The following is a 24,643-nucleotide window of genomic DNA, read 5'->3' as shown; positions in this document are numbered from 1 at the left end:
CTGGGACGTTGTGTCCAATGTCGAGGGCGGTTTGCCCGGATTAGACTTGTGCCGAGATCTCACAACGAGTCGAAATAATGGATTGGGTTCCGATCGTCCTGCTTACGTTCAAGCTCCTCGTGTTCGGCACGGGCATGTTCTTCGCCATCAAGTGGCATTACGACAAAGGCAAGAAAAAGAAAGAGGCGGAGAAAAACGGCCAGGCACCGTCCCCGCCTGTGGAGAAAAACGGATGACGCCGCGGTCGACCTTCAGTCGTCCTTCAACAACCGGCGCAATACCTTACCCGCCGGCGTCGCCGGCAGCTTATCGATAAAGGCCACCTGGCGCGGGTACTTGTACGCCGCCATATGTTCCTTGGCCCAGTCGATCAGCTCGCTCTCGCTGACCTTGCCCTGGTACTCCGGCTTCAGCACCACGAACAGCTTCACCGTTTCGCCGCGCTGATCGTCGGGGATACCGATGGCGGCGGACTGGGAAATCGCCGGGTGATCGAGCATCAGCGCTTCCACGTCCTCCGGGAACACGCTGTAGCCGGAGCACTTGATCATCTCCTTGATGCGGCCGGTGAAGAACAGATAGCCCTCTTCATCGAAATAGCCCACGTCGCCGGTGTACACGGCGCCGTCGCGCAGGGTTTCGGCGGTGGCCTCGTCGCGCTTCCAGTAGCCCTTGAACACCGCCTTGTTGCGCACCACGATCTCGCCGCTCTGGTTGGGCGCGCACTCCGCGCCGGTGGCGGTATCGAGAATGCGGATCTCATTCTCCGCCATGGGCACCCCGCAGCTGCCCCACTTGATGCGGTCCTTGGGCATGAAGGTGTCGGACGTATGGGTCTCGCTGAGCCCGTAGGCCGCCTCGTGGGTCTGGCAGCCGGTCAGCGCCTTCCACTCCCCGGCCAGTTTCTCGGTAAGAGGAATGCCGAAGCTGGTGCAGGGGTTGTTGGTCAGCGAGGTCAGGTCACGCTTTTCCACCCCGGGGAAATCCAGAATCGCGCGCAGCATCGGCGCGATGCTGTACCAGTTGCGCACCCGATACCGCTCGATGGCGTCGACGGTGGTGGCCGGATCGAAGCGCGCCAGGATCACCAGGGTCTGGCGGGCGTACACCGGCTGATAGACGCCGAAGTTCATGCCGGCGATATGGCACAGCGGCGCGATGCCCAGGCTCACGGTGTCCTCGGCCATGCGGTTGGCGCGGAACGACACCGCCATCTTGAACAGGCTGGATCCGTAACTGAGCATGGCGCCCTTGGGCCGGCCGGTGGTGCCGGAGGTAAAGGTCATCAACCCCACGCCGTGCCACAGATCCACCGGCTCAAACCGCTGCAACGGCGCGGTGTGCGTGAGGATGGATCGCAGATCGTCGGTGTCCGCCGGCGCCGAGGACGGCTCACCCAGCAACTCCTTGGGCACGGTCAAGGTGGGCCGTTCCGGCAGATAATCGCCGTAGGCGGTGCTCACCACCGTGGCCAGGGTCGGCACCTGATCGCGCACCTCGGCGACGATCGGATAAAGATCCCGCGCCACCACCAGCGCCTTGGTCTCCGCATTGCTCAACTGATAGGCCACCTCGGCGGCCTTGTACTGCGGATTCACCGGCGTGACCATGGCGCCCAGCGCCTGCACCGCGTAATGGGCGAAGATGTACTGCGGGCAGTTCTGCATGAACAACGCCACCCGATCTCCGGCCCCCACCCCGTGCTCGCGCAAATGCGCCGCCAACCGCCGCACCGCGTCCCCCACCTGGCCCCAGGTGATCTCGGTGCCGTAATAAATATAGGCAACGCGATCCGGCACCTCCTCGGCGTGCTGGAACAGATACTCGTGCAGCGGCTTCTCGCCACGCAGATAGGAAACGCTATCGCCGGCCCAGACCGAGCCAGGCACCGGCACCGGCTCAAACCCGGCCGCGGAAACGGTGGACATCTTTGTTCTCCTTAATGCTTAAAAACGATTGGCGAGTGACTTAAACCGAACGCCGCCCGACCGCTCCCACTCAAAAATCCAACCTACGGAGCCGCCGGCGACGCTACCTCGAAGCGTCTCGGCGAGGGCCCCCTTCCGGGACCCTTGAGAACAGGACGTTCGAAAGGGAGCCCCCAGGGACGGGTTCACGGCGTTCCCGGAAGGGGGCCCTCGCCGAGACGCGCCCCCGCTGGAGGGTCCAGCCTCAGCAACAAAAGCCCGGTCAGCCATGCCCCCGCGCCGTAGGATCCAACGCCGTCCGCATGGACTCCCCGAGCGCATTGAACGCCACCGCCGTGACCATGATGATCAACCCCGGCGCGTACATCTGCTCCGGCACCAGCGACATATACAGATAACCCCGCGCGATCATGGCGCCCCAGCTCACATCCGGCGGCTGCACCCCCAGCCCCAGAAAACTGAGGCTGGCCTCGGCCAGCAACGCCACCGCCAACAGCAGGGTGCTCTGCACGATCACCGGCTGGATCGCATTGGGCAGCACGTGCCGGCCCAGCAGCCGCAACGGCGAGGCGCCGAAGCAGCGCGCCGCGTCTACATACAGCTCCTGACGCACCACCAGTGTACGGGCGCGGATCAAACGCGCGATTTGCGGCGCGAACACCAGCCCCACGGAAAACATGGCATTGGTCAGACCGATGCCCATGGCGCCGGTCACCGCCACCGCCAGAATGATCGCCGGGAACGACAGGAAGGTATCGATCAGGCGACTGATCGCCACATCGGTCCAACCACCCACGAAGCCGGCGATCAGCCCCAGGGGAATGCCGATCAGCAACGCCACCGACACCGCCAGCAGGGCCGCGTACAGGGAATTGGCGCCGCCATGGATCAACCGGCTGAGCACGTCCCGGCCGAGATCGTCGGTACCCAGCCAGTGGGCCGCCGACGGCCCCTCCAGCATGTGCTCCAGATCCTGGTGAGCCGGGTCGTAGGGCGCCACCCAGGGGGCCAGCAGAGCGGTGCCGAGAATCAGCACCAGCACCAGCAAACTCAACGCGGCGCGCGGATCGCCGCGCAGCCAGCCCAGCACGCGCCGGGCCAGGCCCGGCTCGTCGGCGGCGTGGCTGGACGAAGAAGAAACGGAGGCGGTGGTCATGCGTGAATCCTCGGGTCGAGCACGGTGCAGGCCAGGTCGGTGCACAGGTTCACCAGAATCACCGTCACCACCATGGCGAGCACGGCGCCCTGCACCACCGGAAAGTCGCCCTGCAGCACCGCGTTGACGATGGAACTGCCGATGCCCGGGATGGCGAACACCGCCTCCACCACCACGGTGGCGGCGAGAATCTTGTTGAACAGCAGGCCGATCACGGTAAGCAGATTGACGCTCACGTTCTTGAGGCCGTGCTTCCAGAGAATGCGCGCCGGGCTCAGGCCCTTGGCGTGCAACGTGCGCACATGCTGGGAAGACTGGATCTCCACCAACGAACTGCGCAGCTGCCGGGCCACCTCGGCGATGCCGTTGGTGCACAGCGCCAGCGCCGGCAAGGTGGCGTACCAGAGCGCGCCGCTGAAATCCTCCCGGGGGGAGACGAAGCCGGTGGCCGGAAACCACTGCAGCCCCAGAGCCAGAAACAGCACCAGGATCATGCCGAACCAGAAGTTCGGCACCGCCACGCCCAGGGAGGCGGCGCCCATGATGCCGCTGTCCAGGGGCGAGCCGGCGCGGGTGGCGGCGAGGATGCCCAGCGGCACCCCCACCAGCACCGACAGCAGCACCGCGTAGACCGCGATCAGCAGCGTATTGGGAAAGGTGCGCGCGATGGTCTGCGCCACCGGCTCGCCGGACAGCAGCGAGGTGCCCAGCTCGCCCTGGGCGGCGTGCCCCAGCCACTGGCCGTACTGCACCAGGAACGGCTGGTTCAGGCCGTAGGCTTCGCGGATCTGTTCGATGCGCTCCATGGAGGCGTTTTCGCCGGCCAGGGTGACGGCCACGTCACCCGGGATCAGCTGCATCAGGCAGAACACGATAAAGGTGGCCAGCACCAGAATCGGCAGGGACTGCAGCAGGCGTGCCGCCACCATGCGCTGTTTGACGCGGTTGGCCACGGGTCAGCCCTTCAGCGAAACGTTGTTGAATTTAGGTTTGCCGAGCAGGTTGTTGCGCAGGTTTTGCACCTTGTCGTTGGTGGCGACGATGCTTTCCCGGAACGCCAGCGGCACCACCAGGGCGTCTTCCATGACCAGCCGTTGCACCTTGGCCAGGGCCTCCTTGCGGGTGGCCAGGTCATCGCTGCTGCGCGACGCCAGCAGCGCCTCGGCGAAGCCTTCCGGCGGCGCCTTGTCGCCGGCGTTGAAGTAGGACTCCTGGTTGTACATCAGCGAGTAGCTGAGACTCGGGTCCGGCCGGCCGGTCCAGGCCGACAGCAACAGGTCACCCTGCTTCTTGGCGAAGTATTCCGCCGACATGTCGGCGATGGTGCCGGTGCGGAAGCGGCCCTTGATGTTGGCGCGGGCGAACTGCGCCAGCAGCAGCTCCTGCATCTGCACCGAGGACTGGTCGTTGTAGCCGCGCATGTCCAGGGTCACGCCATCGGCGTAGCCGGCTTCCTTGAGCAGCGCCCGGGCCTTGTCCGGATCGTGGGGATACAGCTCGGCGGTTTGCGCGTCGTAGGCCCAGTGGGACTTCGGCAGGTTCATATAGGCGGCCTCGCCGGAGCCGGCCATGGCGCCGCGAATAAAGGCATCCCGGTCCACCGCGTAGTTGAGCGCCTGGCGCACGCGGCGGTCCGCCAGGGTGTCCCGGGACATGTTCAGATACAGCTGGTAGCAATACACCGTGGAGCCGACCACGCCGTGCAGGGTGGGCATCTTTTCCACCAGCGGCTTCTGGCGGCCGTCCAGGTGGTAGGCCAGGTCGGCCTGCCCGGACATCACCGCGCGCAGCCGGGTGGCGCTGTCGGTGATGATCGAGAAGGTGATGCCGGCCAGGGCCGGCTTGTCGTCGCCCCGGTAGCCCTTGAACGCTTTCAGCACGATCTCGCTGCCGTCGTTCCATTTCTCGAACGTCATGAAGCCGGCGCCCACCGGTTTGCGATCCACCCGGTTGCCGTTGGCCTGCAGCGCCTTGGGCGACACCATCATGCCGGCCCGGTCGGACAGGATCAGGGGCAGGGCGGTGTCCGGGTTCTTCAGATGCAGGGTGACGGTGTGCTCACCGTTCACGGTGACGCTGTCCACCGACCCCAGGTCGGAGCGGATATTGGAAAACTCCGCGGTGCGGCTGCGATCCAGGTTGGTCTTCACCGCTTCGGCGTTGAACGGCGCGCCGTCGTGGAAGGTGACGCCCTGGCGCAGATGCAGCACCAGGGTGCTGGGGTCGGTGAACTCCCAGCGTTCCGCCAGGCCCGGCTGCGCCTTGAGGCTGTCGAAATCCCAGGTCACCAGGGTGTCGTAGATCGGGAACAGGAAAACATGATCCGAGCCGGAGCCGCCGGTGGCCGGGTCCAGGCTGGACGGGTTGGCGTTGGCGCCCACGCGCAGCAACGACGCGCCGGCGGGCTGGGCCCAGAGCGCGCCCGGCGCCATCAGGGTGCCGGCGGCCAGGGCGCCGGACAGCACGCCGAGAAAGGTGCGGCGGGACACGGCCAGGCCGTTCACGTCGAGCAGATCCTGATCCTGGGGGTGGGGCTTCTTGTTCATGCGCTCTCCTGAAATTTTGTTGTTTTGTTCGTAAAAACGGGTCGCTCAGGCGGGGCCGGCGAAATGGCAGGCCACGCGATGGTCCGGCGCCACCTCCCGCCATTCCGGCACCTGCTCGGCGCAGCGCGCTTCGGCGCGCGGACAGCGGGTGCGGAACGGGCAGCCGGACGGCGGATTGAGCGGGCTGGGGATCTCGCCCTGCAGCCGGATGCGGCGCCGGTGGTCACGCTGATCGCTGGGCAGCGGCAAGGGCTCCGCGGACAGCAGCGCCTGGGTATAGGGGTGCAGCGGTTGTTCACAGACCGCGCCGGTCGGACCCTGCTCCATCAGCCGGCCGAGATAGAGCACGCCGACCCGGTCGCTGACGTGGGACACCACCGAGATGTCGTGGGTGATAAAGGCATAGGTGATGCCGAACTCGTTCTGCAGATCGGCGAACAGATTGAGAATGGCACCCCGGATCGACACATCCAGGGCCGCCACCACTTCGTCGCAGACAATGAAGCGCGGGCGCAGGGTCAGGGTGCGGGCGATATTGACCCGCTGCTTCTGGCCGCCGGACAGTTCATGGGGGTAGCGGCGCCCGATCTGCGGCGCCAGGCCGACCCGCTCCAGGGCTTCGTCCGCCACCCGCCGGCGGTGGGCGCGGTCGCCGTCGCGCAGAATGTCCAGCGGCTCCATCACCGACTGGGCAATGGTCATGCGCGGGTTCAGGGCGGCGTGGGGGTCCTGAAAAATGATCTGGTGATCGCGGCGCTGGCGGCGTCGTTCCGCCCGGTTCAGCGACGCCGGCTCGCGGCCGTCGTAGAACAGGCGCCCCTCGGTGAGCGGCTGCAGCCCGGCCAGGGCCCGACCCAGGGTGGTTTTGCCGGAGCCGGACTCGCCGATCAGGCCGAAGGTTTCGCCGGGGCGGATGTCGAAGCTCACGTCGTCCACCGCCTTGACGGTGCCGGCGCGGGTGGGGAAATGCACGCGCACCCGGTCGGCGCGCACGCCGGCGGCCTGGGTGGACGGGCGGGGTGTCAGGCTGGCGTTCATGGTGTCACCGCTCCCGGCAGAGTGAGTTCGGCGCTGCGCCAACAGCGCGCCAGCCGTTCGCGGTCCAGTTCGCGCAGCGGCTGGCCCTGTTCGCAGCCGTCGGCGGCATGGGGGCAGCGCGCCTGGAAGCGGCAGCCGGCGGGCATCTCCGCGGGCGCCGGCACACGGCCGGGAATCGACGGCAGCCGCCCGCCCCGTTCACTGAGGCCGGGCAGCGAGCGCAGCAGGCCGGAAGAATAAGGATGCGCCGGGCGGCGCAGCACGGTGTCCACCGGCGCGCTTTCCACCACTTCACCGGCGTACATGGTGAGCAGGCGCGAGCAGGTTTCCGCCACCACGCCCAGGTCGTGGGTAATGAACAGCAGGGCGGTGCCGGTGGTGTCGCTGAGCTCGCACAGCAGATCGATGATCTGCGCCTGCACGGTCACATCCAGGGCGGTGGTGGGTTCGTCGGCGATCACCAGCTTGGGCCGGCAGATCAGTGCCATGGCGATCATTACCCGTTGCCGCATGCCGCCGGAAAACTGGTAGGGGTAGTCGTCGATGCGCAGATGGGGCGAGGGGATGCCCACTTCCTCCAGGGCGGCGATGCCGCGTTCGCGGGCCTCCTTGCGGCTCACCGGGTAGTGGGCGCGCAGGGTTTCGGTGAGCTGTTCGCCGACCGTGAATACCGGGTCCAGGGCGCTCATCGGTTCCTGGAAGATCATGCTGATATCGCGGCCGCGCCGCCGGCGCAGTTCCCGCGCGGACATGGTCAGCAGGTCCTCGCCCTGGAACAGGATACGGCCGCGCACCCGGGCGGTGCGCTGTGGCAGCAGGCCGAGCAGCGACAGCCCGGTGACGGTTTTGCCGCAGCCGCTTTCGCCCACCACGCCCACCCGTTCACCGGCGCCCACGGTGAACGACACGTCCCGGGTAATGGCGGTTTCGCCGCCGGGATGGACGAAGGCGATGTTCAGGTCCTCCACCGCCAGCAGCGGTTGGGAACCGTTTTCCTCGTGCGCCATGCTTTCTCTCCGTGCCGGCACATCCACGGTCGGCCCGGTGGCGGGCCGAAGGGGATTGTTGTTATCGGGTGCCCGTTGTTATCGGGTGCCCTTTTTACTCGGTGCCATAGGCGGCGGTGACGGTATCGATCACCGCCTGATAATGATCCAGCAGTTTGTTCAGGCCGCTGTGCTGAGTGAGCAGCGAGCCGAAATACCAAAGCGGGGTGATCAGCATCACCACCTGCCGCACCGGCGTGTCCGGGCGCAGCTCACCCTCGCCGATGGCCAGCTTCACGGCGTGGGCCACGAACTCCTCGAAATGCCGGGACATTTCGGAAATGCCCTCCTGGGTGCGCTCGGAAATCAGATGCCGCTCGAAACGCACCCGCGCCGACAGGCTCCAGGGGTTGCGCCCCTTGGCGGTGTCGTTGAATTGGTAGAAACGCCGCTCGCAATCCCGGGCCACCAGGCCGATGCGCTCCGCCAGGGTCAGCCCTGGCCGGGCCCACACGTCCTGAAACTGGGCCTCCAGGTCGTCGAAGGTTTCCTGGAACACTTCCTCGATCAGCGCCGACTTGTTGCCGAAGTGGTAGTGCAGGTTGGCCCGGGTGGTGTTCACCACCTCGGCGATGTCGCCGTAGCTCACGTCGCTGATGCCGCGCTGGATGAACAGGGCGCGGGCGGCCTCCTTGATCTGGGCCTTCATGGGCGGCTGGCCAAGCTGGGATTTCTTTTCCGGTCGGGCCACGCCGGCCTCCTGACGTTGAGTGAGCGCTGTAAGTGCTGACTAATCTGCAAGTAAATAAAACCGGAGTCAATACTAATTGACGTGTAAGTCAGTATCTCGCTATCTTGCCGCCAAACCGATCACTAAAACGAACAAACCGGACCGCGCCATGACCCGTAAGCTTCTGATCGCCAACCGTGGCGAAATCGCCGTGCGCATCGCCCGCGCCGCCGCCGACCTGGACATCGCCACCGTGGCGGTCTATCCCGCCGACGACGAGCGGGCCCTGCACACCCGCGTGGCCGACCAGGCGGTGGCCCTGGAAGGGCGTGGCGCCGCCGCCTACCTGGACGCCGAGCAGCTGGTGCGGGTGGCGGTGGAGGCCGGCTGCGACGCGGTGCACCCGGGCTATGGGTTCCTCAGCGAGAGCCGCGATTTCGCCGAGCGCTGCCAGCAGGCCGGCCTCACCTTCGTGGGCCCCACCCCGGAAGTACTCGCCCTGCTCGGCGACAAGGCCCGCGCCCGGGTGCTGGCGGAGGAGTGCCAGGTGCCGGTGGTGCCCGGCACCGGCGCCGACACCACCCTGGAACAGGCCCAGGCGTTCCGCGATGGTCTCGGCGGCGACGCCACCGTGATCGTCAAGGCGATCGCCGGCGGCGGTGGCCGGGGCATGCGCATCGTCGGCCCCGGCGACGACCTGGCGGAGGCGTTCAAGCGCTGCCAGGCGGAAGCCGAAGCCGCCTTCGGCAACGGCGCGCTCTATGTGGAACGCTTTATCGAACGGGCCCGGCACATTGAAGTGCAGGTGGTGGGCGACGGCGGCGACGCCCCGGTGCACCTGTGGGAACGGGAATGCAGCCTGCAGCGCCGTAACCAGAAGCTGGTGGAGATCGCGCCGGCCCCGACCCTGTCGGAGAGCACCCGCCAGCAGTTGCTGGACGCGGCCCTGCGGCTGGCCGCCCGGGTCGGTTACCGCAGCCTGGGCACCTTTGAGTTTCTGGTGGACGCCGACGAAAGCCGGTTCGCCTTTATCGAAGCCAACCCGCGCCTGCAGGTGGAGCACACCGTCACCGAGGAAGTCACCGGCGTGGACCTGGTGCAGACTCAGTTGAAAATCGCCGGCGGCGCCTCCCTGGCGGATCTGGGCCTGAGCCGCGACACGGTGCCCGCCCCGAACGGCTTCGCCGTGCAGCTGCGCATCAATATGGAAACCATGGACGCCAGCGGCGAAGCGCGCCCCGCCGGCGGCACCCTGGCCACCTTCGAGCCGCCCTCCGGCCCGGGCCTGCGCGTGGACACCTTCGGCTATCGCGGCTACCGCACCAGCCCGCATTACGATTCCCTGCTGGCCAAGCTGATCGTGCACGGCCGGGGCGACTTCGCCACCGCCATCCGCCGCGCCTACCGGGCGCTGTGTCAGTTCCGCATCGAGGGCGTGGACACCAACATCGGCTTTCTGCAGAACCTGCTGCGGCGCGATGAGGTGGCGGACAACGCCGTTTACACCCGCTTCGTCGACGACCATATGGCCGAGCTGGTGAACGGCGGCGAACACCCGTCCCTGCACTTCGGCGCGGACGGCGCGGACACCGAATCCCAGGGCCCCTCGGTGCAGGCGCCGCCGGGCACCGAAGGCGTGCTCACACCCATGCAAGGGGTGGTGGCGGAGCTGCTGGTGGCCGAGGGCGACAGCGTCCGCGAGGGCCAGCCGGTGGCGTTCGTGGAAGCGATGAAAATGCAGCACCGGGTGGTGGCCGCCACCAGCGGCACCGTGCGCCAGCTCACCTTCGCCGTGGGCGACGCGGTGGCCGCCGGTGATCCGCTGCTGTTCGTGCAGCCCGGCGAGGTGGAAGCCGACGCGGACGCCGGGGAGGAAGAGATCGACCTGGATCGTATTCGTCCGGACCTGGCGAAGCTGAAAGCCCGCGAGGGCCTGCTGCTGGACGAAAACCGCCCGGACGCGGTGGCCAAACGGCGCAAGACCGGCCAGCGCACCGCCCGCGAGAACGTGGCGGCGATCGTCGACGAGGACAGCTTTATCGAGTACGGCGGCTTCACCTTCGCCGCCCAGCGCGCCCGCCGTGACCTGGACGATCTGATCCACAACACCCCGGCGGACGGCATGATCACCGGTATCGGCGCGGTCAACGGCGAGCTGTTCGACGAAAGCAAAAGCCGTTGCGCGGTACTGGCCTACGACTACACCGTGCTGGCCGGCACCCAGGGCACCATGAACCATAAGAAAACCGACCGCATTCTGCAGGTGGCCGAGCAGCAGAAACTGCCGGTGATCTTCTTCGCCGAGGGCGGCGGCGGTCGCCCCGGCGATACCGACAACGCCACCAAGGTGGCCGGCCTGGACGGCCCCAGCTTTATCCAATACGCGCGGCTCAGCGGGTTGGTGCCGCGCATCGCCGTGGTGTCCGGCCGCTGCTTCGCCGGCAACGCGGTGTTCGCCGGCACCAGCGACCTGATTATCGCCACCGAGAACGCCTGCATCGGCATGGCCGGCCCGGCCATGATCGAAGGCGGTGGCCTGGGCGTGTTCAAACCCGAGGAAGTGGGGCCGGTATCGGTGCAGCGCGCCAACGGCGTGATCGACTGCGTGGTGAAGGATGAAGAGGAAGGCGCCGCCCTGGCGAAAAAACTGATGGGCTACTTCCAGGGCACGGTCACCGACTGGGACTGCGAGGACCAACGCTGGCTGCGCCGGGCGGTGCCGGAAAACCGGCTGCACGCCTACGACATGCGCGCGCTGATCCGCATCCTGGTGGACATCGACTCCCTGGTGGAACTGCGCGCCGACTTCGCCCCCGGCATGATCACCGCCTTCGTGCGCATCGAAGGCCGCCCCCTGGGCCTGATCGCCAACGACCCGCAGGTATTGGGCGGCGCCATCGACGCCGCCGGCGCCGACAAGGCATCCCGCTTCATGCAGCTGTGCGATGCCTTCGGCATTCCCATGGTCAGCCTGTGCGACACCCCGGGCTTCATGGTCGGCCCCTCCGAGGAAGAGACCGCCATGGTGCGCCGCACCTGCCGCATGTTCGTCACCGCCGCCAGCCTCACCGTGCCGCTGCTGTCCCTGGTCACCCGCAAGGGCTATGGCCTGGGCGCCCAGGGCATGACCGGCGGCTCCTTCCACGCGCCCCTGTTCTGCGCCTCCTGGCCCAGCGGCGAATTCGGCGGCATGGGCCTGGAAGGGGCGGTGAACCTGGCCTACAAGAAAGAGCTGGCGGCCCAGGAAACCCCGGAAAAACGGGAAGCCCTGTTCCGGCAACTGGTGGACAAGCTCTACGAACGGGGCGAGGCCCTGAGCATGGCCGCCGCCCTGGAGATCGACGCCGTCATCGACCCGGCGGACTCCCGGCAATGGCTGATGCGCGGCCTGCGCGCCACCCCGCCCGGCGGGCTGGAGCCGATTGCCGGGAAGCGGCGGCCGATGATTGATACTTGGTAAAACGATAGTTGAAAGTGAAAAGTTAAAAGGGACGCGGGCACGGCCGTCCAGCCGCCCCCGGCCCCCACCCGCGTTTCAACGTTTAACTTTGAACTTTCAACTCTTTCCCCCGTACACCAAATTCTGCAACTCTTCCCCGTTGGCGATGCGCCGCACCTGCTCGCGCAGGTAGGCGGCCAGGCGCGGCATAAGCGCTTCGGAACGGCCGCCCACGTGGGGCGCCAGGTACAGGCCCGGGGCGTCCCACAGGGGATGATCGGCGGGCAGGGGTTCCGGGTCCACCACGTCCAGGGCGGCGCGCAGGCGGCCGCTTTGCAGCTCGGCCAGCAGAGCATCGGTGTCCACCACCGGGCCCCGTGCCACGTTCACCACCAGGGCGCCGTCCGGCAGGCGGGCCAGAAACGCCGCGTCCACCATGCCGTGGGTGTCGTCGTTAAGCGGCGTAATCAGAATCACGATCTCCGCGTTCGGCAACAGGGCGGGCAATTCGTCCACGCCGTGCACATGGCCGTGCTGGTCGTCCCGGGCGCGGGTGCCGACCCGGGTCAGTTCGACGCCGAACGGCGCCAGTCGCTCGGCGATGGCGGCGCCCACGCCGCCGGTGCCGATCATCAGCACCTTGCGGTCCAGCAGGCCCGGTGAGGTGAACGGCCGCCAGAGGTGTTCCGCCTGATCCCGGGCGAAGCGGTCCAGGCCGCGCTGGGCGGTGAGAATCAGCCCCAGGGTCAGCTCCGCGGTGGGGCCGGCGTGCAGGCCATAGGCGCTGGCCACGGCGGCGCCCCGGCCCGCCTCGATAAAGCCGTCGTAGCCGGTGGACTGGGTCTGGATCAGCTTGAGATTGGGCAGGGTGGACAGCCGCCGCTTGCCCGCTTCACCGGCGGGATGGTGAAACACCACCGCTTCCACTTCCTCCTCGCTCAACCCCTCGGGGTCGCCTTTCAGGTCCCAGACCCCCAGTTTCAAATCTCCGGCCTGATCCTTGACGGTGTCCAGGTGCCATTGGGTGGGAAGAGTAAGGGTGCGGATGTTGAGGGTGGTCACGGGGAAGCTCCGGGGGTGAAGACGTTGAAAGTGAAAAGTTGAAAGTGAAAAGGAAAGCAGGGCGGTCAGTGTACCGCATGGTGCGTTGCGGCGCGGGCACGGCGGTTCCGTTTTGCCGGGCCGGCCCCGCGCTTTCAACTTTTAACTTGTAACTTTTAACCCTGTCATGCCTTGCAGCCCGCCGCCCACGCCTCTATAACGGGTGGCCTGTTAAATGTTTACGGCTTTTGAAGCGGGAGAATGCTTGTGTCTCGACTGGTGCCCGAGGTGGATCCGGAAGGTCTGCTGGAATATTCCGTGGTGTTCACGGATCGCTCCCTGAATCACATGTCCCAGGCGTTCCAGCAGGTGATGCGGGACATCTCCACCACCCTGAAGCAGGCTTACCACGCGGACGCCGTGGCGGTGGTGCCCGGCGGCGGGACCTTCGCCATGGAAGCGGTGGCCCGCCAGTTCGCCACCGGCAAACGCTGCCTGGTGATCCGCAACGGCTGGTTCAGCTACCGCTGGAGCCAGATCTTCGAGATGGGCGACATCCCCGCCGCCGAGACCGTGCTCAAGGCACGGCCGGTGAGCGGCGAGGGCGAACCCGCCCCGTTCGCGCCGGCGCCCATCGAGGAGGTGGTGGAAGCCATCCGCCGGGAAAAACCGGAAATGGTGTTCGCGCCCCATGTGGAAACCGCCGCCGGGCTGATGCTGCCCGACGATTACCTCAAGGCGGTGGCCGAGGCGGTGCACGAAGTGGGTGGCCTGTTCGTGCTCGACTGCATCGCCTCCGGGGCGATCTGGGTGGACATGAAGGACACCGGCGTGGACGTGCTGATCAGCGCGCCGCAGAAGGGCTGGAGTTCGTCCCCCTGCGCCGGCCTGGTGATGATGAACGAGGCCGCCCTGGCGGTGCTGGAGAACACCCGCAGCACCAGCTTCGCCGCCGACCTGAAACGCTGGCTGGAGATCATGCGCGCCTACGAGAACGGCGGCCATGCCTACCACGCCACCCTGCCCACGGACAGCCTGACCCGGTTCCGCGATTTCATGGAGGAAACCCGTGCCCAGGGCTTCTCCGTGGTGCGCGCCGCCCAGGAGGAACTGGGCGGCCGGGTCCGGGCGCTGTTCACCCGCTACGGCATCCGCAGCGTGGCGGCGCCGGGCTTCGAGGCGCCGGGCGTGGTGGTCTGCTACACCGACGACGACGGCCTGCACAACGCCAGCAAGTTCATCGCCGAGGGCCTGCAGACCGCCGCCGGCGTGCCGCTGATGTGCGATGAGCCGGCGGATTTCAAAACCTTCCGGGTCGGCCTGTTCGGCCTCGATAAGCTCAGCCACGTCGATCGCACCGTGGAGCAGCTGGAAACCGCCCTTTCCCATATCGCCGGCTGATGCCGTCGGCCCGGAGCCCGCGCGGGCTCCGGGCCGGGGCGATTTGACGGTGTTTTAAACACCCGTCCCCTTTCCTATTTTTTAATGGATTCCTCAGAGCGAATACGGTTTGAGGGACATTTCTTTCTGTTTTGTTTACTCTCTCGGCCCCGCTCATCCCGTGGACTTTCTCCACGTTTTTCCGGAGGACCGTGTCATGATCAAACCGCTGATTTCCGCCGCCCTGCTCGGCGTGTGCGCCGTGGGCTGGGCCGCCGACGATTCCCATGCCATCGAAGGGGTCTGGGAAACCAAGACCGGTGGCTATGTGCAGATTTACCAGGACGGCGATACCTGGAACGGGCGCGTGGTCGGCTCCAGCGACGGCGAAGCCCGCTACGACGAGAACAACCCGGACGAAAGCAAACGGGACCGCCGTCTGCTGGGCGTCACCGTGCTGCAGAATCTCAAATACGCCGGCGGCGAAACCTGGGAAGACGGCAGCATCTACTCCCCGGACAACGGCAAGACCTACAGCGCCAAGGCCAAACTGACCGACCCGGACACCCTGGAAGCGCGCGGCTATATCGGCGTCAGCCTGCTCGGCCGCAGCCAGACCTGGCACCGGGTCGGCGAGGACGCCCCGCACCTGCATAAGGATTTGTTGAAGTAAAAAACGCTTACCGCTAGCCCGGGGCCGAAGGGCCCCGGGCCAATTCCCCTTCCACGAAATACCCCACCATATCCCCCAACCCGCGCACCAGATCGTCGAACGCCACCGTCGGGTGGGGATCGGTGAGATGGCGGATCACGGTGAAGATGCCGCCGTTGATCATGATGAAACCCATGGCCGGCAGGTTGCCCAGGCGGGTCAGGTCCGGGTGGTGCATGACGTACTGCACCAGCAGATTCATTAGCAGCCGGTTGATCGGTTCCAGTTGATTGCGCGGCGCGAAGTAGGCGGCGTAACTCATGTAGCGCAGGTAACGGCCGTCGTCCCGTTCCAGCAGATCGCGGAAGCGGTATAGCAGCTCCGCCACCAACGGCCGGATTTCCATGCGCACCAACTCCGGGATGCGCGGCTGCACCATCTCCACCACTTCCGCCACCACGTGCTGGTGCATGGCGTCGAAGATCTCTTCCTTGTTGGCGAAGTATTCGTACAGCGAGCCCACGCTGACCCCGGCGATCTCGGCGATGTGCCGGGTGGTGGTGCCTTCCACCCCGTGGTGGCTCAGTGAGATGAACCCGGCCTCGACGATGGCGCGCACGGTGGCCTTGGCACGGGGCTGGGTGGGGCGGCGCTGGCGGGAAGGCGGCATATCCGAATTGAATCCGAACAAATGATCGGACTACTTTGCCATTGATGAATGTCACGGTCAATTTGGCACCGTATGGCGAGGACTCCGAACATGACAGAACAAATCACCCGCAACGCCCGCGCCGTGGTCACCGGCGCCGGCAGTGGCATCGGCCGTGCCTTCGCGCTGGAACTGGCCGCCCGTGGCGGCCGCGTGGTGTGCGCCGATATCGACGAAACCAGCGCCGGCGCCACCGTGGAACGGATCCGCGAGAAAGGCGGGCTGGCGCTGGCGGTGCCCTGCGACGTGTCCGAGCTGGCGCAGGTGGAGGCGCTGGCGGACCGGGCCGCCGAATGGTTCGGCGAGGAACCGGACCTGGTCATCAACAACGCCGGCGTGGGCGCCGGCGGCAAACGGGTGGGCGAGATCCCCATGGCCGATTGGCACTGGGTGATGGGCGTCAATATGTGGGGCGTGATCCACGGCTGCCACGTGTTCGCGCCGCGTCTGCGCGCGCTGCCCCGCGCCGGCATCATCAATGTGTGCTCCACCGCCAGCTTCGCGGCGGCGCCGGGCATGGGGCCCTACAACGCCAGCAAGGCGGCGGTGCTGGCCCTGTCCGAGACGCTGGCGGCGGAAAGCGCCGGCAGTGGCCTGCACGTCACCGCCCTGTGCCCCACGGTGGTGAAAACCAACATCTTCACCAGCGGCCGCATCGACGCATCGGTGACGCCACTGATGAACCGCTGGGTGTCGCTCACCGGCGTGTCCGCCAAGGGCGTGGCGCGCACCACGCTCAAGGCCCTGGATCGTAATCGTCTGTACGTGCTGCCCCAGGTGGATGCACGGCTGATCTGGCGCACCAAGCGCTATCTGCCGGCGCTGTACGCCCGCGGCACCGGTCTGCTGAGCCGCTTTACCCTGGTTTCCTGAATCCTTCTGAAAAGGGAGAACAACATGGCTTCCATCGATCTCGACAAAATGCTCGCCAAGGTCAAGGCCAGCCAGTGGGCGCTGGCGGATATCGACTGGGACGCCCCCGGCGCCGAGTTGATCACCGATGAACAGCGCCCCAAGCTGAAAGCCTTCATGGCCGATCTGATGTGGATCGAGCACGTCGGCGCGCGCGGTTTCGCGGCCATGGCCCGCAAGGCGCCCAATGACACGCTCAAGGAAATCTACACCTACTTTCACGCCGAGGAGCAGCGCCACGCCAACGCGGAAATGGCGCTGATGAAGCGCTGGGGCATGCTCGACGGCGACCGGGTGCCGGAACCCAATAAGAACCTGCGGCTGGTGATCCAGTGGCTGGACCGCTACAGCGACGACATGCCGCTGGAGGTGCTGGGCTCGGTGATCCCGATGCTGGAAATCGCCCTGGACGGCGCGCTCTGCACCTTCCTGCTCGACACCGTGGACGACCCGGTGTGCCACCAGGCGTTCGCGCGCATCAACGACGACGAGTCCCGGCACCTGGGCGTGGGCTTCCATGTGCTGGAAATGCAGGGCCACGGCGACACTTACATCAAGGTGCTGAAAGCCATCGCCACCCTGATGGACCCGCGCCTGATTCTCGGCATTGCCTCCTATGTGCCGCTGCTCAACCGCATGCGTGACAACATCATCGACATGGGCCTGGGTGAGGAACGGTTGTACGCGGCCATGAAGAAGTTCGAGCGCATCGGTGGTCGCACCGCCGACGGCCGGCGCAATCCCTGGTACCAGATCATCAGCCGCCACGGGCGCATCGTGATCAACCGCCGCCACAGGCTCTACCACACCCCGGTGGACGCCATGGTGCGGTTGACCGACCGGATCCCGGATCGGGTGATGCCGTCGCGGGTACCGACCTGGGTCAAGGGCATCACCTATAAGCCGGTGGTTTGAACGAGTTGAAAGTTGAAAGTGAAAAGTTGAAAGGACAAGCGGACGGGTCAGCGATGAGCAATCGTGAGGAAAACATTCGTGAGGAAAAGATTGGCGGGCAGGAGCATCCGACGCCGGAAAATAAAACGGCGGTGAAGAAGGCCGCGTCGAGCAAAACCGCGGCAAGGAAGGCGCCGGCCAAGAAAACCGTCGCGAAAAAAGCCGTGGCCAAAAAGGCCGCCGGTAAGAAAGCGGTGCGTAAGGAAGCTGCCCGCAAAGCAGTCCCCAAGCCGGTGTCGGTGCTGATTGTCGGCGCCGGCTTCGCCGGGCTGGGTATGGCGATCCGTCTCAAGAAGGCGGGTATCGAGGACTTCGTGATTCTGGAGCGCGGCGATCGGGTGGGCGGCACCTGGCGGGACAACACCTATCCCGGCGCCGCCTGCGATATCCCCTCCAACCTTTATTCGTTTTCGTTCGCGCCCAATCCGAACTGGTCGCGCAGCTATTCCGAGAGCGCGGAGATCCTCGATTACATCGAGTACCTGGTGGCCGCCTTCGGGCTCAAGAAGCACATCCGTTTTAACCACAACGTGAGCGGCCTGGACTTCGACGAGAAGCAGGGCCTGTGGACCGCCCGGCTGAACGGTGGCGGCACGGTGCGGGCCCGCTCGGCGGTGATGGCCCAGGGCCCGCTCTCCAACGCCCGCCTGCCGGACATCGAAGGGGTGGACGCGTTCCGGGGCAAGAAGATTCACAGTGCCCGCTGGGATCACGATTACGATTTCAGCGGCAAGCGGGTGGGGGTGATCGGCACCGGTGCCAGCGGCATTCAGATCGTTCCGGAGCTGGTGGACCGGGTGGCCAGTCTGAAGGTGTTTCAGCGCACCCCGGCCTGGGTGATTCCGCGTCCGGATTTCCATACTCCGGCCTGGAACAAGACGCTGTTTCGTGCCGTGCCAGCCAGTCAGAAGGCTCTGCGCGAAGCGCTGTTCTGGACCCATGAGACCATGGCCATGGCGGTGATCTGGAATTCGCCGCTGACCCGCCTGGCGGAGCGGCTGGCCCGGCGTCATCTGCATCGGCAGGTGGCGGACGATTGGATGCGCCGGCAACTGACGCCGGATTTCCGCATCGGCTGCAAGCGCGTGCTGGTGTCCAACGACTATTACCCGGCGCTGCAGAAAGACAACGCCCAGTTGATTACCTGGCCCATCGCCAGGTTGTCGGAGAACGGTATTCGTACCGCCGATGGCGTGGAGCACGAGCTGGATTGCGTGGTGTTCGCCACCGGCTTCGATGTGCCGAAGAGCGGTACGCCCTTTCCGGTGCGCGGGCGCGATGGCCGTGAGCTGGGCGAGGAGTGGGCGCGCGGTGCCCAGGCCTACAAGAGCATCAATGTGGCCGGCTATCCGAATCTGTTTTTCCTGTTCGGGCCGAACAGCGGGCCGGGGCACAACTCGGCGCTGGTGTATATGGAGGCGCAGCTGGATTACGCGGTGCGTGGCGTGCAGCGGTTGCTGGACGACAATCTCAGGCTGCTCGACGTGAAACCGGCGGTGCAAGCGCGTCACAACGCTCTTCTGCAGAAGCGGTTGGCGAAGACCAATTGGAATTCCGGTTGCAAGAGCTGGTATCTCACCGAGGACGGTTTCAACGCCACCATGTTTCCGGGGTTCGCTACCCAGTACCGGCGGCAGATGGCGACCTTTGATGATCGGGATTATGAGCGGGTGGCGCTCAAGGCTTAGCGGAGTTTGCGAACGTTTGGACCCTCCATCTGGGGCGCGTCCCGGTGTGGCCCTCTTTCCGGGAACGCCGTGAACCCGTCCCTGGGGGCTCCCTTTCGAACGTCCTGTTCTCAAGGGTCCCGGAAAGAGGGCCACACCGGGACGCTTCCGGGTAAGCCTCGGCCTTGGTGGGTGGAATTGGCGGTACGGCGCCCGAAAAAGGCGGTAGGAGCGGCCGGGCGGCGTACCGCTTCAGCCGCGATGCCGTTGGCACGGCCCATGATCGCGGCTGAAGCCGCTCCTACGGGGGCTCCATATCCCGGCGGCGTTTCTACAGGGTGAAATAGGCGGCCGTGTCGCCCCGGTGTTCGCGGGCTTTTTTGAGTTCGGCGCGGGCCACGGTGCGCAGGTGCACTTCGTCCGGGCCGTCCATGAAGCGCAGGGCGCGGCCCCAGGTGTAGAGGTAGGCGAGGGGCGTGTCCGGGGACAGGCCCATGGCGCCGAAGATCTGGATGGCGCGGTCCACCACTCTGGTTTGCAGGCGGGCGGCCACCAGTTTGATGGCCGACACCTGGGTGCGGGCGGCGGCGTTGCCGTGGCGGTCCATCAGCCAGGCGGCGTGCAGCACCAGCAGGCGGGCCTGGTCGATTTCCAGGCGCGATTCCGCGATCCAGTCCTTCACATTCTCGTGCTCGCTGAGCAGCTTGCCGAACACGCGCCGTTCCAGGGCCCGTTCGCACATCATTTCCAGGGCCAGTTCGCACTGGCCGATGGTGCGCATGCAGTGGTGCACGCGGCCCGGGCCGAGTCTTGCCTGGGCCATGGCGAAGCCGTCGCCGGGGGCGCCCAGGCGGTGGTCGACGGGCACCCGCACGCCACGGAACACCAGTTCGCAGTGGCCTTCCGGGGAGTGGTGCTGAAGGATCGGGATGTTGCGTTCCACGGTGAGGCCGGGGGTATTCATCGGCACGATCAGCATGGAATGGTGGCGGTGCGGGTCGCCGTCGGGGCCGTCGTCACAGCGTCCCAGCACCACGGCGAAGGCGCAGCGCGGGTGGGCGGCGCCGGTGATGAACCATTTGCGGCCATCGACCACGTAGTGGTCGCCGTCGCGGCGGAAGGTGGTGCCGATATTGGTGGCGTCGGAGGAGGCCACGTCCGGTTCGCTCATGGCGAAGCAGGAGCGGATCTCGCCGTCCAGCTGCGGGCGCAGCCAGCGCCGGTATTGTTCGGCGTCGGCGAAGCGGTGCAGCAGTTCCATATTGCCGGTGTCCGGGGCGCTGCAGTTGAACACCTCGGCGGCCCAGGGCAGCCGGCCCATGATTTCCGCCAGGGGCGCGTAGTCCAGGTTGCTCATGGCGGTGCCCGGTTCGTGCTCGCGCAGTTCCGGCAGGAACAGGTTCCACAGGCCCAGCTCCCGGGCGCGGGCCTTGAGCGGCTCGATCACCGCCAGCGGGTAGTCGCCGGCCTCGGCGGCGCGGTGCCAGTCGTTGTTGCGCGGCAGCACCTCGCTGGCCATGAAGCGGCGCAGCAGGTCCTGGACCTGCACCGCGTACTCGGAAAAGCTGAAATCCATGGTGGCTCCGGGACGGTGGGGTCTTCAGGGTAGGTCGCCGGGCGACGGCGCGGCTTGATCCAGGTCAACGGTGGCGGAACGGGCCACGGGATTGACCGTAGCGACGACCGAACGGCCCGCTTTGCCCTTTCCCCGTGGCCGGGGCGGGGGCATCATGCCCTGCAATGAACTTGCCATTGAGTAATGTAATCCTGGTCGCCGGCGGCGACCGGGCTGGAGGTGGGAATGTCCCGGAATCACTTTGATGTACTGATTATCGGCGCCGGCCTGTCCGGCGTGGGCGCGGCCTGTCACCTGAGCCGCGATTGTCCGGATCGCAGCTTCGCGCTGATCGAACGGCGCCAGCGCATGGGCGGCACCTGGGACCTGTTCCGCTACCCGGGGATCCGCTCGGACTCCGACATGTACACCCTGGGCTACAACTTCCGCCCCTGGACCGATCCCAAGGTGCTGGCGGACGGCCCGTCGATCCGCCAGTACATCGTGGACACCGCCCGCGAGTACAAGATCGAGGATAAGATCCATTACGGCCTGCGCATGCTGGGCGCGGATTTTTCCACCGAGACCAGCCTGTGGACCGTGCAGGTGGAGCACGAAGGCAGCGGCGAACGGGAAACCTACACCTGCCAGTTCCTGCTGTGCTGCACCGGCTACTACAACTACGACACCGGCTATAAGCCGGAATTTCCTGGCGAGCAGGACTTCAAAGGCCAGGTGATCCACCCCCAGCACTGGCCGGAGAATCTGGACTACGCCGGCAAGAAAGTGGTGGTGATCGGCAGCGGCGCCACCGCCGTCACCCTGGTGCCGGCCATGGCCGGCGAGGCCGGGCACGTGACCATGCTGCAGCGCTCGCCCACCTACATCGCCACGGTGCCGGAGCGCGATGAGATTTCCGTGCGGCTGCGCCGTTTCCTGCCGGAGATGGTGGTGTACCGGATGGCGCGGGCACGCAACATCGCCTTGCAGCGGCTGGTGTTCAAGCTGTCCAAGACGCGGCCCGGCCTGGTGCGCCGGGCGCTGCTCGCCGCCGCCCGCCGTCAGCTCGGTGACGACGTCGACATGAAGCACTTCCGGCCCAGCTACAACCCCTGGGACGAGCGGCTGTGCGCGGTGCCCAACGGCGACCTGTTCCGGGTGCTCAAGCAAGGGCGCGCTTCCATCGTCACCGACCACATCGACACCTTCACCGGGAACGGCCTGCGTCTGAAGTCCGGCGAGGAACTGGAAGCCGACATCGTGGTGTCCGCCACCGGCCTGGACATGCAGTTGCTGGGGGGCGCGGAGCTGTCGGTGGACGGCGAAACCCGCGAGCCCAACGACGTGCTGGTCTACAAGGGCGTGATGCTGCGCGACGTGCCCAACATGGCGATGGTGTTCGGCTACACCAACTCGTCCTGGACGCTGAAGGCGGATCTGGTGGCGGAATACGTGTGCCGCCTGCTCAACTATATGTCCCGCAAGGGCCTGCGCCAGGTCACCCCCCGTGACCCGGAGGGCTGCGACACCGAGACCTCCTTCCTGGACCTGCAATCCGGCTATATCCAGCGCGCCGCCCACAAGCTGCCGCGTCAGGGCTCCAAGGCGCCCTGGAAGGTGCTGAGCAATTACCTCTACGATTTGCCGCGTCTGCGCTATGGGCGCATCGACGACGACACCCTGGAATTCGTCAAGGACGAAAACCGTAAACGTCGCGGCGTCGGCGCCCTGCTGCGCGGCTGAGCGGTGCGGGTTTTCCCGGTATCGGCGCCCGCCTTCACGGCGGGCGTTTTCGTTGCGGGGTTCACGGAGCAGCCCTCGGGGCTGTCATTTAGTTGTCACGGTAATTTTCCCGTGAAGGTCCCATAATCGGGCTCCCAATCTGGCTGCCCCGGGGGAACTTTCATGGGCCAAAAACCAGGCGACGAAACGGCGTTGATGGCACGCCTTATCGAGGCCGCGCGGGCTCAGGATGAGACCGCTCTGACCTTGCTGAAGGACCAGAGCACCCTGGACCCGGACCGCGTCCATGACCTGCGGGTAACGGTGAAAAGGCTGCGCGCCCTGTGGCGGCTGATGGCCACCCAGGGCCACCGTAAAACCGCCGACAAGCGGGACAAGGCACTGCGTGACGCCGCCCGCCAGCTTTCCGTGGCCCGCGACCGCCAGGTGATGGGCGAGACCCTGGACGCCCTGCGTGCCGGCACCCGCCGCGATTACGAGCAGGAGGCGGTGGACGCGGTGCGGCGGCTGGCCCTGCCGGAGGATGAAACGGCGGTGGCGCCGGCCCCGCCGGACGGCCTGGAGACGGTGTTCACCGACGACCGGGCCGCCTGGGACGCGCTCACCGCGGACCAGGGCAGGGAGGAGAGCACCGACCTGCTGCGCAAGGGTTTCGGCCGCCTCTACGCCGATGCCCGCCAGCGTGGCTTCGAGGCCATCGCCGAGAACCGCGCCACCGTCTGGCACGACTTCCGCAAAAGCGCCAAGACGCAGCTCTACCTGCTGGATCCGATCGCCGACCGTCTCGACGGCAGCGACGTGGCGATCAAGGACCTCAAGAAGCTGGGACGCCGTCTGGGCGAGCTGCACGACCTGCAGGTGCTCGACGAGTTTCTGCGCCAAGCGCGCAAGGAGGCGGACGACAAGGAGCCCTTCGCCCATGTGCGGCAGATGATCGGCCGCCGGGAGGCGGCCGTGGTGGAGGATTGCGAGAAGCGCACCCGGCGCTTCTTCGGGCCCAAGCCGAAAGCCTACCGTCAGGCCCTGCGCCAGGCGCTGAAGGAAAAAAAGAGCGGCTGACAACCGCGCCGGATCAGGACGGTTGGTCGTCGTCCTCCTGGTCCGGCGCCGACGGCTCGAAGGCCCGTTTGTCGTCGGGCAGCGCCACCCGGTCGCCCACCGCCAGGTCGCCGTGGCGGTCGGTGCGCTTGCCGGACTCCGGGTCGATGATCGCCGCCACTTCACCATGGCTGAGGCCGGCTTCCCGGTCGTAGGCTTCCACCCGTACCCGGATTACCCGGCCGCGATGGCGCGCCGACAGAATGCTGCCGGCGTGCGGTTCGGCGTCGATGTTCGGGTCCTTGGCGTAATAGTCGGCCACGCTGTGCGCGCCGGGGTCGTCCCAGACGATATGAGCCATCACAGTTCTCCATCCAGCTCGGGATAATGACGGAAAATGCCGTCCTCATTGAACGGCTGGCGCCGCTCGGAATTCAGATAGGCGCGGACCCGCTCCCGTTCGCCCACCCGCGCCACCAGGGCGTCGATCTTGGGCAGGTCCTGCTCGACCTGACGCATGGCGCGCGGAAAGGCATAGCGCAGCCCGGTGACGGTCTGGAACAGGGACAGATCCACGTAGCTGTGGCGCTCGCCCACCAGATGCTCCGCGCCCCGGGGGTTCTGCTCCAGCACCTGCTCGAAGTATTCCAGAAAGCGCGGCAGGCGATGGCGGCGGAACAGCGCGGCGCGGCGTCCGGCCTCGTCCCGCTGGTCCTCGTAATAGAGCGTGGACGACAACGGATGGTGCACGTCGTGGATTTCGGCGACGAAGTCGGTGAGGGTGAGCTGCAGGCCATGGGCCCAATACCGCTGGTCCTCGTCCTCGCCGATCAGTCCCAGGCGCGGCGCCAGGAATTGCAGAATGTTGGCGACATGGGAAATCACCCGGTCGCCGGCTTTCAGAAACGGCGGCGCGAACGGCGGGCGCGGGGTGGCGTCACCGCTCAGGTACATTTCCAGAGCCGGCACCCCCTGGTCCTGGTCCGGTGAACCCCGGCCCACGTCCAGGTACTCGGCGCCGGCGTCTTCCAGGGCCAGGCGCACGTATTCGCCGCGTCCCTGAATGCCCGGCCAATAGAACAGTTCGTAGCGCATCACGGTCTCCCTGTTCGCTCCTGTTGACGTTCAAACCCTAGGCCAACCATCGGACCCGCGTCCAGCGGGCCGCC

General features: G+C 66.5%; 21 protein-coding genes. 9 read left to right on the top strand and 12 right to left on the bottom strand.

The window, feature by feature from the left end; all coding sequences use genetic code 11:
• Nucleotides 1–77: 77 nt before the first annotated feature.
• Nucleotides 78–236, top strand: a complete 159-nt coding sequence (locus ACLD0W_RS15285) for a hypothetical protein (protein WP_410308339.1) — start codon at nucleotides 78–80, stop codon at nucleotides 234–236.
• A gap of 15 nt (nucleotides 237–251) precedes the next feature.
• On the opposite strand, the gene ACLD0W_RS15280 is transcribed toward ACLD0W_RS15285, so the two are convergent.
• The 7 genes from ACLD0W_RS15280 to ACLD0W_RS15250 all read right to left on the bottom strand — a co-directional run bounded on the left by ACLD0W_RS15280 (nucleotide 252) and on the right by ACLD0W_RS15250 (nucleotide 8,405).
• A complete protein-coding gene (locus ACLD0W_RS15280; RefSeq protein ID WP_410308338.1) occupies nucleotides 252–1,928 on the bottom strand; it encodes an AMP-binding protein in 1,677 nt (558 codons plus the stop codon).
• Nucleotides 1,929–2,190: 262 nt separating this feature from the next.
• Complete coding sequence (locus ACLD0W_RS15275; RefSeq protein ID WP_410308337.1) at nucleotides 2,191–3,084, bottom strand: ABC transporter permease; 894 nt, start codon at nucleotides 3,082–3,084, stop codon at nucleotides 2,191–2,193.
• Nucleotides 3,081–4,037 carry an ABC transporter permease gene (locus tag ACLD0W_RS15270; RefSeq protein WP_410308336.1) on the bottom strand — a complete coding sequence of 319 codons (957 nt, stop codon included), beginning with the start codon at nucleotides 4,035–4,037 and terminating at the stop codon, nucleotides 3,081–3,083. Before ACLD0W_RS15270 ends, ACLD0W_RS15275 begins: the two co-directional genes overlap by 4 nt.
• A gap of 3 nt (nucleotides 4,038–4,040) precedes the next feature.
• A complete protein-coding gene (locus tag ACLD0W_RS15265) occupies nucleotides 4,041–5,630 on the bottom strand; it encodes an ABC transporter substrate-binding protein (RefSeq protein ID WP_410308335.1) in 1,590 nt (529 codons plus the stop codon).
• A gap of 45 nt (nucleotides 5,631–5,675) precedes the next feature.
• The gene (locus ACLD0W_RS15260; RefSeq protein ID WP_410308334.1) at nucleotides 5,676–6,668 is read right to left on the bottom strand and encodes an ABC transporter ATP-binding protein; all 993 of its coding nucleotides are present in this window, start codon (nucleotides 6,666–6,668) and stop codon (nucleotides 5,676–5,678) included.
• Complete coding sequence (locus ACLD0W_RS15255) at nucleotides 6,665–7,675, bottom strand: ABC transporter ATP-binding protein (protein ID WP_410308333.1); 1,011 nt, start codon at nucleotides 7,673–7,675, stop codon at nucleotides 6,665–6,667. The genes ACLD0W_RS15260 and ACLD0W_RS15255 overlap by 4 nt, the downstream gene beginning before the upstream one ends.
• A gap of 94 nt (nucleotides 7,676–7,769) precedes the next feature.
• Nucleotides 7,770–8,405 (bottom strand): TetR/AcrR family transcriptional regulator, encoded by a 636-nt coding sequence (locus tag ACLD0W_RS15250; RefSeq protein WP_410308332.1) that lies wholly within the window; start codon nucleotides 8,403–8,405, stop codon nucleotides 7,770–7,772.
• Nucleotides 8,406–8,553: 148 nt separating this feature from the next.
• On the opposite strand from ACLD0W_RS15250, the gene ACLD0W_RS15245 reads away from it, so the two are divergent.
• Entirely contained in the window at nucleotides 8,554–11,844 is a 3,291-nt protein-coding gene (locus ACLD0W_RS15245) for a carboxyl transferase domain-containing protein (protein ID WP_410308331.1), read from the top strand.
• 96 nt (nucleotides 11,845–11,940) lie between these two features.
• Here ACLD0W_RS15245 and ACLD0W_RS15240 read toward each other — a convergent pair whose 3' ends face one another.
• Nucleotides 11,941–12,885, bottom strand: coding sequence for a 2-hydroxyacid dehydrogenase (locus tag ACLD0W_RS15240; RefSeq protein WP_410308330.1), 945 nt, complete (start codon nucleotides 12,883–12,885; stop codon nucleotides 11,941–11,943).
• Between the two features lie 246 nt (nucleotides 12,886–13,131).
• On the opposite strand from ACLD0W_RS15240, the gene ACLD0W_RS15235 reads away from it, so the two are divergent.
• Both ACLD0W_RS15235 and ACLD0W_RS15230 read left to right on the top strand, forming a co-directional pair.
• Nucleotides 13,132–14,265 carry an aminotransferase class V-fold PLP-dependent enzyme gene (locus ACLD0W_RS15235; protein ID WP_410308329.1) on the top strand — a complete coding sequence of 378 codons (1,134 nt, stop codon included), beginning with the start codon at nucleotides 13,132–13,134 and terminating at the stop codon, nucleotides 14,263–14,265.
• A 196-nt stretch (nucleotides 14,266–14,461) separates the two neighbouring features.
• Nucleotides 14,462–14,917, top strand: coding sequence for a DUF2147 domain-containing protein (locus ACLD0W_RS15230; RefSeq protein ID WP_410308328.1), 456 nt, complete (start codon nucleotides 14,462–14,464; stop codon nucleotides 14,915–14,917).
• A 13-nt stretch (nucleotides 14,918–14,930) separates the two neighbouring features.
• On the opposite strand, the gene ACLD0W_RS15225 is transcribed toward ACLD0W_RS15230, so the two are convergent.
• A complete protein-coding gene (locus tag ACLD0W_RS15225; protein WP_410308327.1) occupies nucleotides 14,931–15,566 on the bottom strand; it encodes a TetR/AcrR family transcriptional regulator in 636 nt (211 codons plus the stop codon).
• Nucleotides 15,567–15,656: 90 nt separating this feature from the next.
• On the opposite strand from ACLD0W_RS15225, the gene ACLD0W_RS15220 reads away from it, so the two are divergent.
• From ACLD0W_RS15220 to ACLD0W_RS15210, 3 genes are all read left to right on the top strand, one after another.
• A complete protein-coding gene (locus ACLD0W_RS15220) occupies nucleotides 15,657–16,478 on the top strand; it encodes an SDR family NAD(P)-dependent oxidoreductase (protein ID WP_410308326.1) in 822 nt (273 codons plus the stop codon).
• A 24-nt stretch (nucleotides 16,479–16,502) separates the two neighbouring features.
• Nucleotides 16,503–17,432: a ferritin-like domain-containing protein gene (locus ACLD0W_RS15215; protein ID WP_410308325.1), complete on the top strand. Its 930-nt coding sequence runs from the start codon at nucleotides 16,503–16,505 to the stop codon at nucleotides 17,430–17,432.
• A 203-nt stretch (nucleotides 17,433–17,635) separates the two neighbouring features.
• A complete protein-coding gene (locus tag ACLD0W_RS15210) occupies nucleotides 17,636–19,159 on the top strand; it encodes a flavin-containing monooxygenase (RefSeq protein WP_410308324.1) in 1,524 nt (507 codons plus the stop codon).
• 310 nt (nucleotides 19,160–19,469) lie between these two features.
• Here ACLD0W_RS15210 and ACLD0W_RS15205 read toward each other — a convergent pair whose 3' ends face one another.
• A complete protein-coding gene (locus tag ACLD0W_RS15205) occupies nucleotides 19,470–20,714 on the bottom strand; it encodes an acyl-CoA dehydrogenase family protein (RefSeq protein ID WP_410308323.1) in 1,245 nt (414 codons plus the stop codon).
• Between the two features lie 225 nt (nucleotides 20,715–20,939).
• Here ACLD0W_RS15205 and ACLD0W_RS15200 point away from each other — a divergent pair, with 225 nt between their 5' ends.
• The gene (locus ACLD0W_RS15200) at nucleotides 20,940–22,436 is read left to right on the top strand and encodes a flavin-containing monooxygenase (protein ID WP_410308322.1); all 1,497 of its coding nucleotides are present in this window, start codon (nucleotides 20,940–20,942) and stop codon (nucleotides 22,434–22,436) included.
• A 162-nt stretch (nucleotides 22,437–22,598) separates the two neighbouring features.
• Nucleotides 22,599–23,495 carry a CHAD domain-containing protein gene (locus ACLD0W_RS15195; protein ID WP_410308321.1) on the top strand — a complete coding sequence of 299 codons (897 nt, stop codon included), beginning with the start codon at nucleotides 22,599–22,601 and terminating at the stop codon, nucleotides 23,493–23,495.
• A gap of 13 nt (nucleotides 23,496–23,508) precedes the next feature.
• Here the strand turns inward: ACLD0W_RS15195 and ACLD0W_RS15190 are convergent, their stop codons facing one another.
• Both ACLD0W_RS15190 and ACLD0W_RS15185 read right to left on the bottom strand, forming a co-directional pair.
• Nucleotides 23,509–23,835 carry a hypothetical protein gene (locus tag ACLD0W_RS15190; RefSeq protein WP_410308320.1) on the bottom strand — a complete coding sequence of 109 codons (327 nt, stop codon included), beginning with the start codon at nucleotides 23,833–23,835 and terminating at the stop codon, nucleotides 23,509–23,511.
• Nucleotides 23,835–24,569: a glutathione S-transferase gene (locus tag ACLD0W_RS15185; protein WP_410308319.1), complete on the bottom strand. Its 735-nt coding sequence runs from the start codon at nucleotides 24,567–24,569 to the stop codon at nucleotides 23,835–23,837. Before ACLD0W_RS15185 ends, ACLD0W_RS15190 begins: the two co-directional genes overlap by 1 nt.
• Between the last annotated feature and the right edge of the window lie 74 nt (nucleotides 24,570–24,643).

The sequence above is a fragment of the Alloalcanivorax sp. C16-1 genome, assembly GCF_046507805.1.
In the GTDB taxonomy this organism is placed as follows: Bacteria; Pseudomonadota; Gammaproteobacteria; order Pseudomonadales; family Alcanivoracaceae; genus Alloalcanivorax.
The sequence above is the reverse complement of the archived record's forward strand: the minus strand, read 5'-3'. Positions and strand labels throughout refer to the sequence as shown.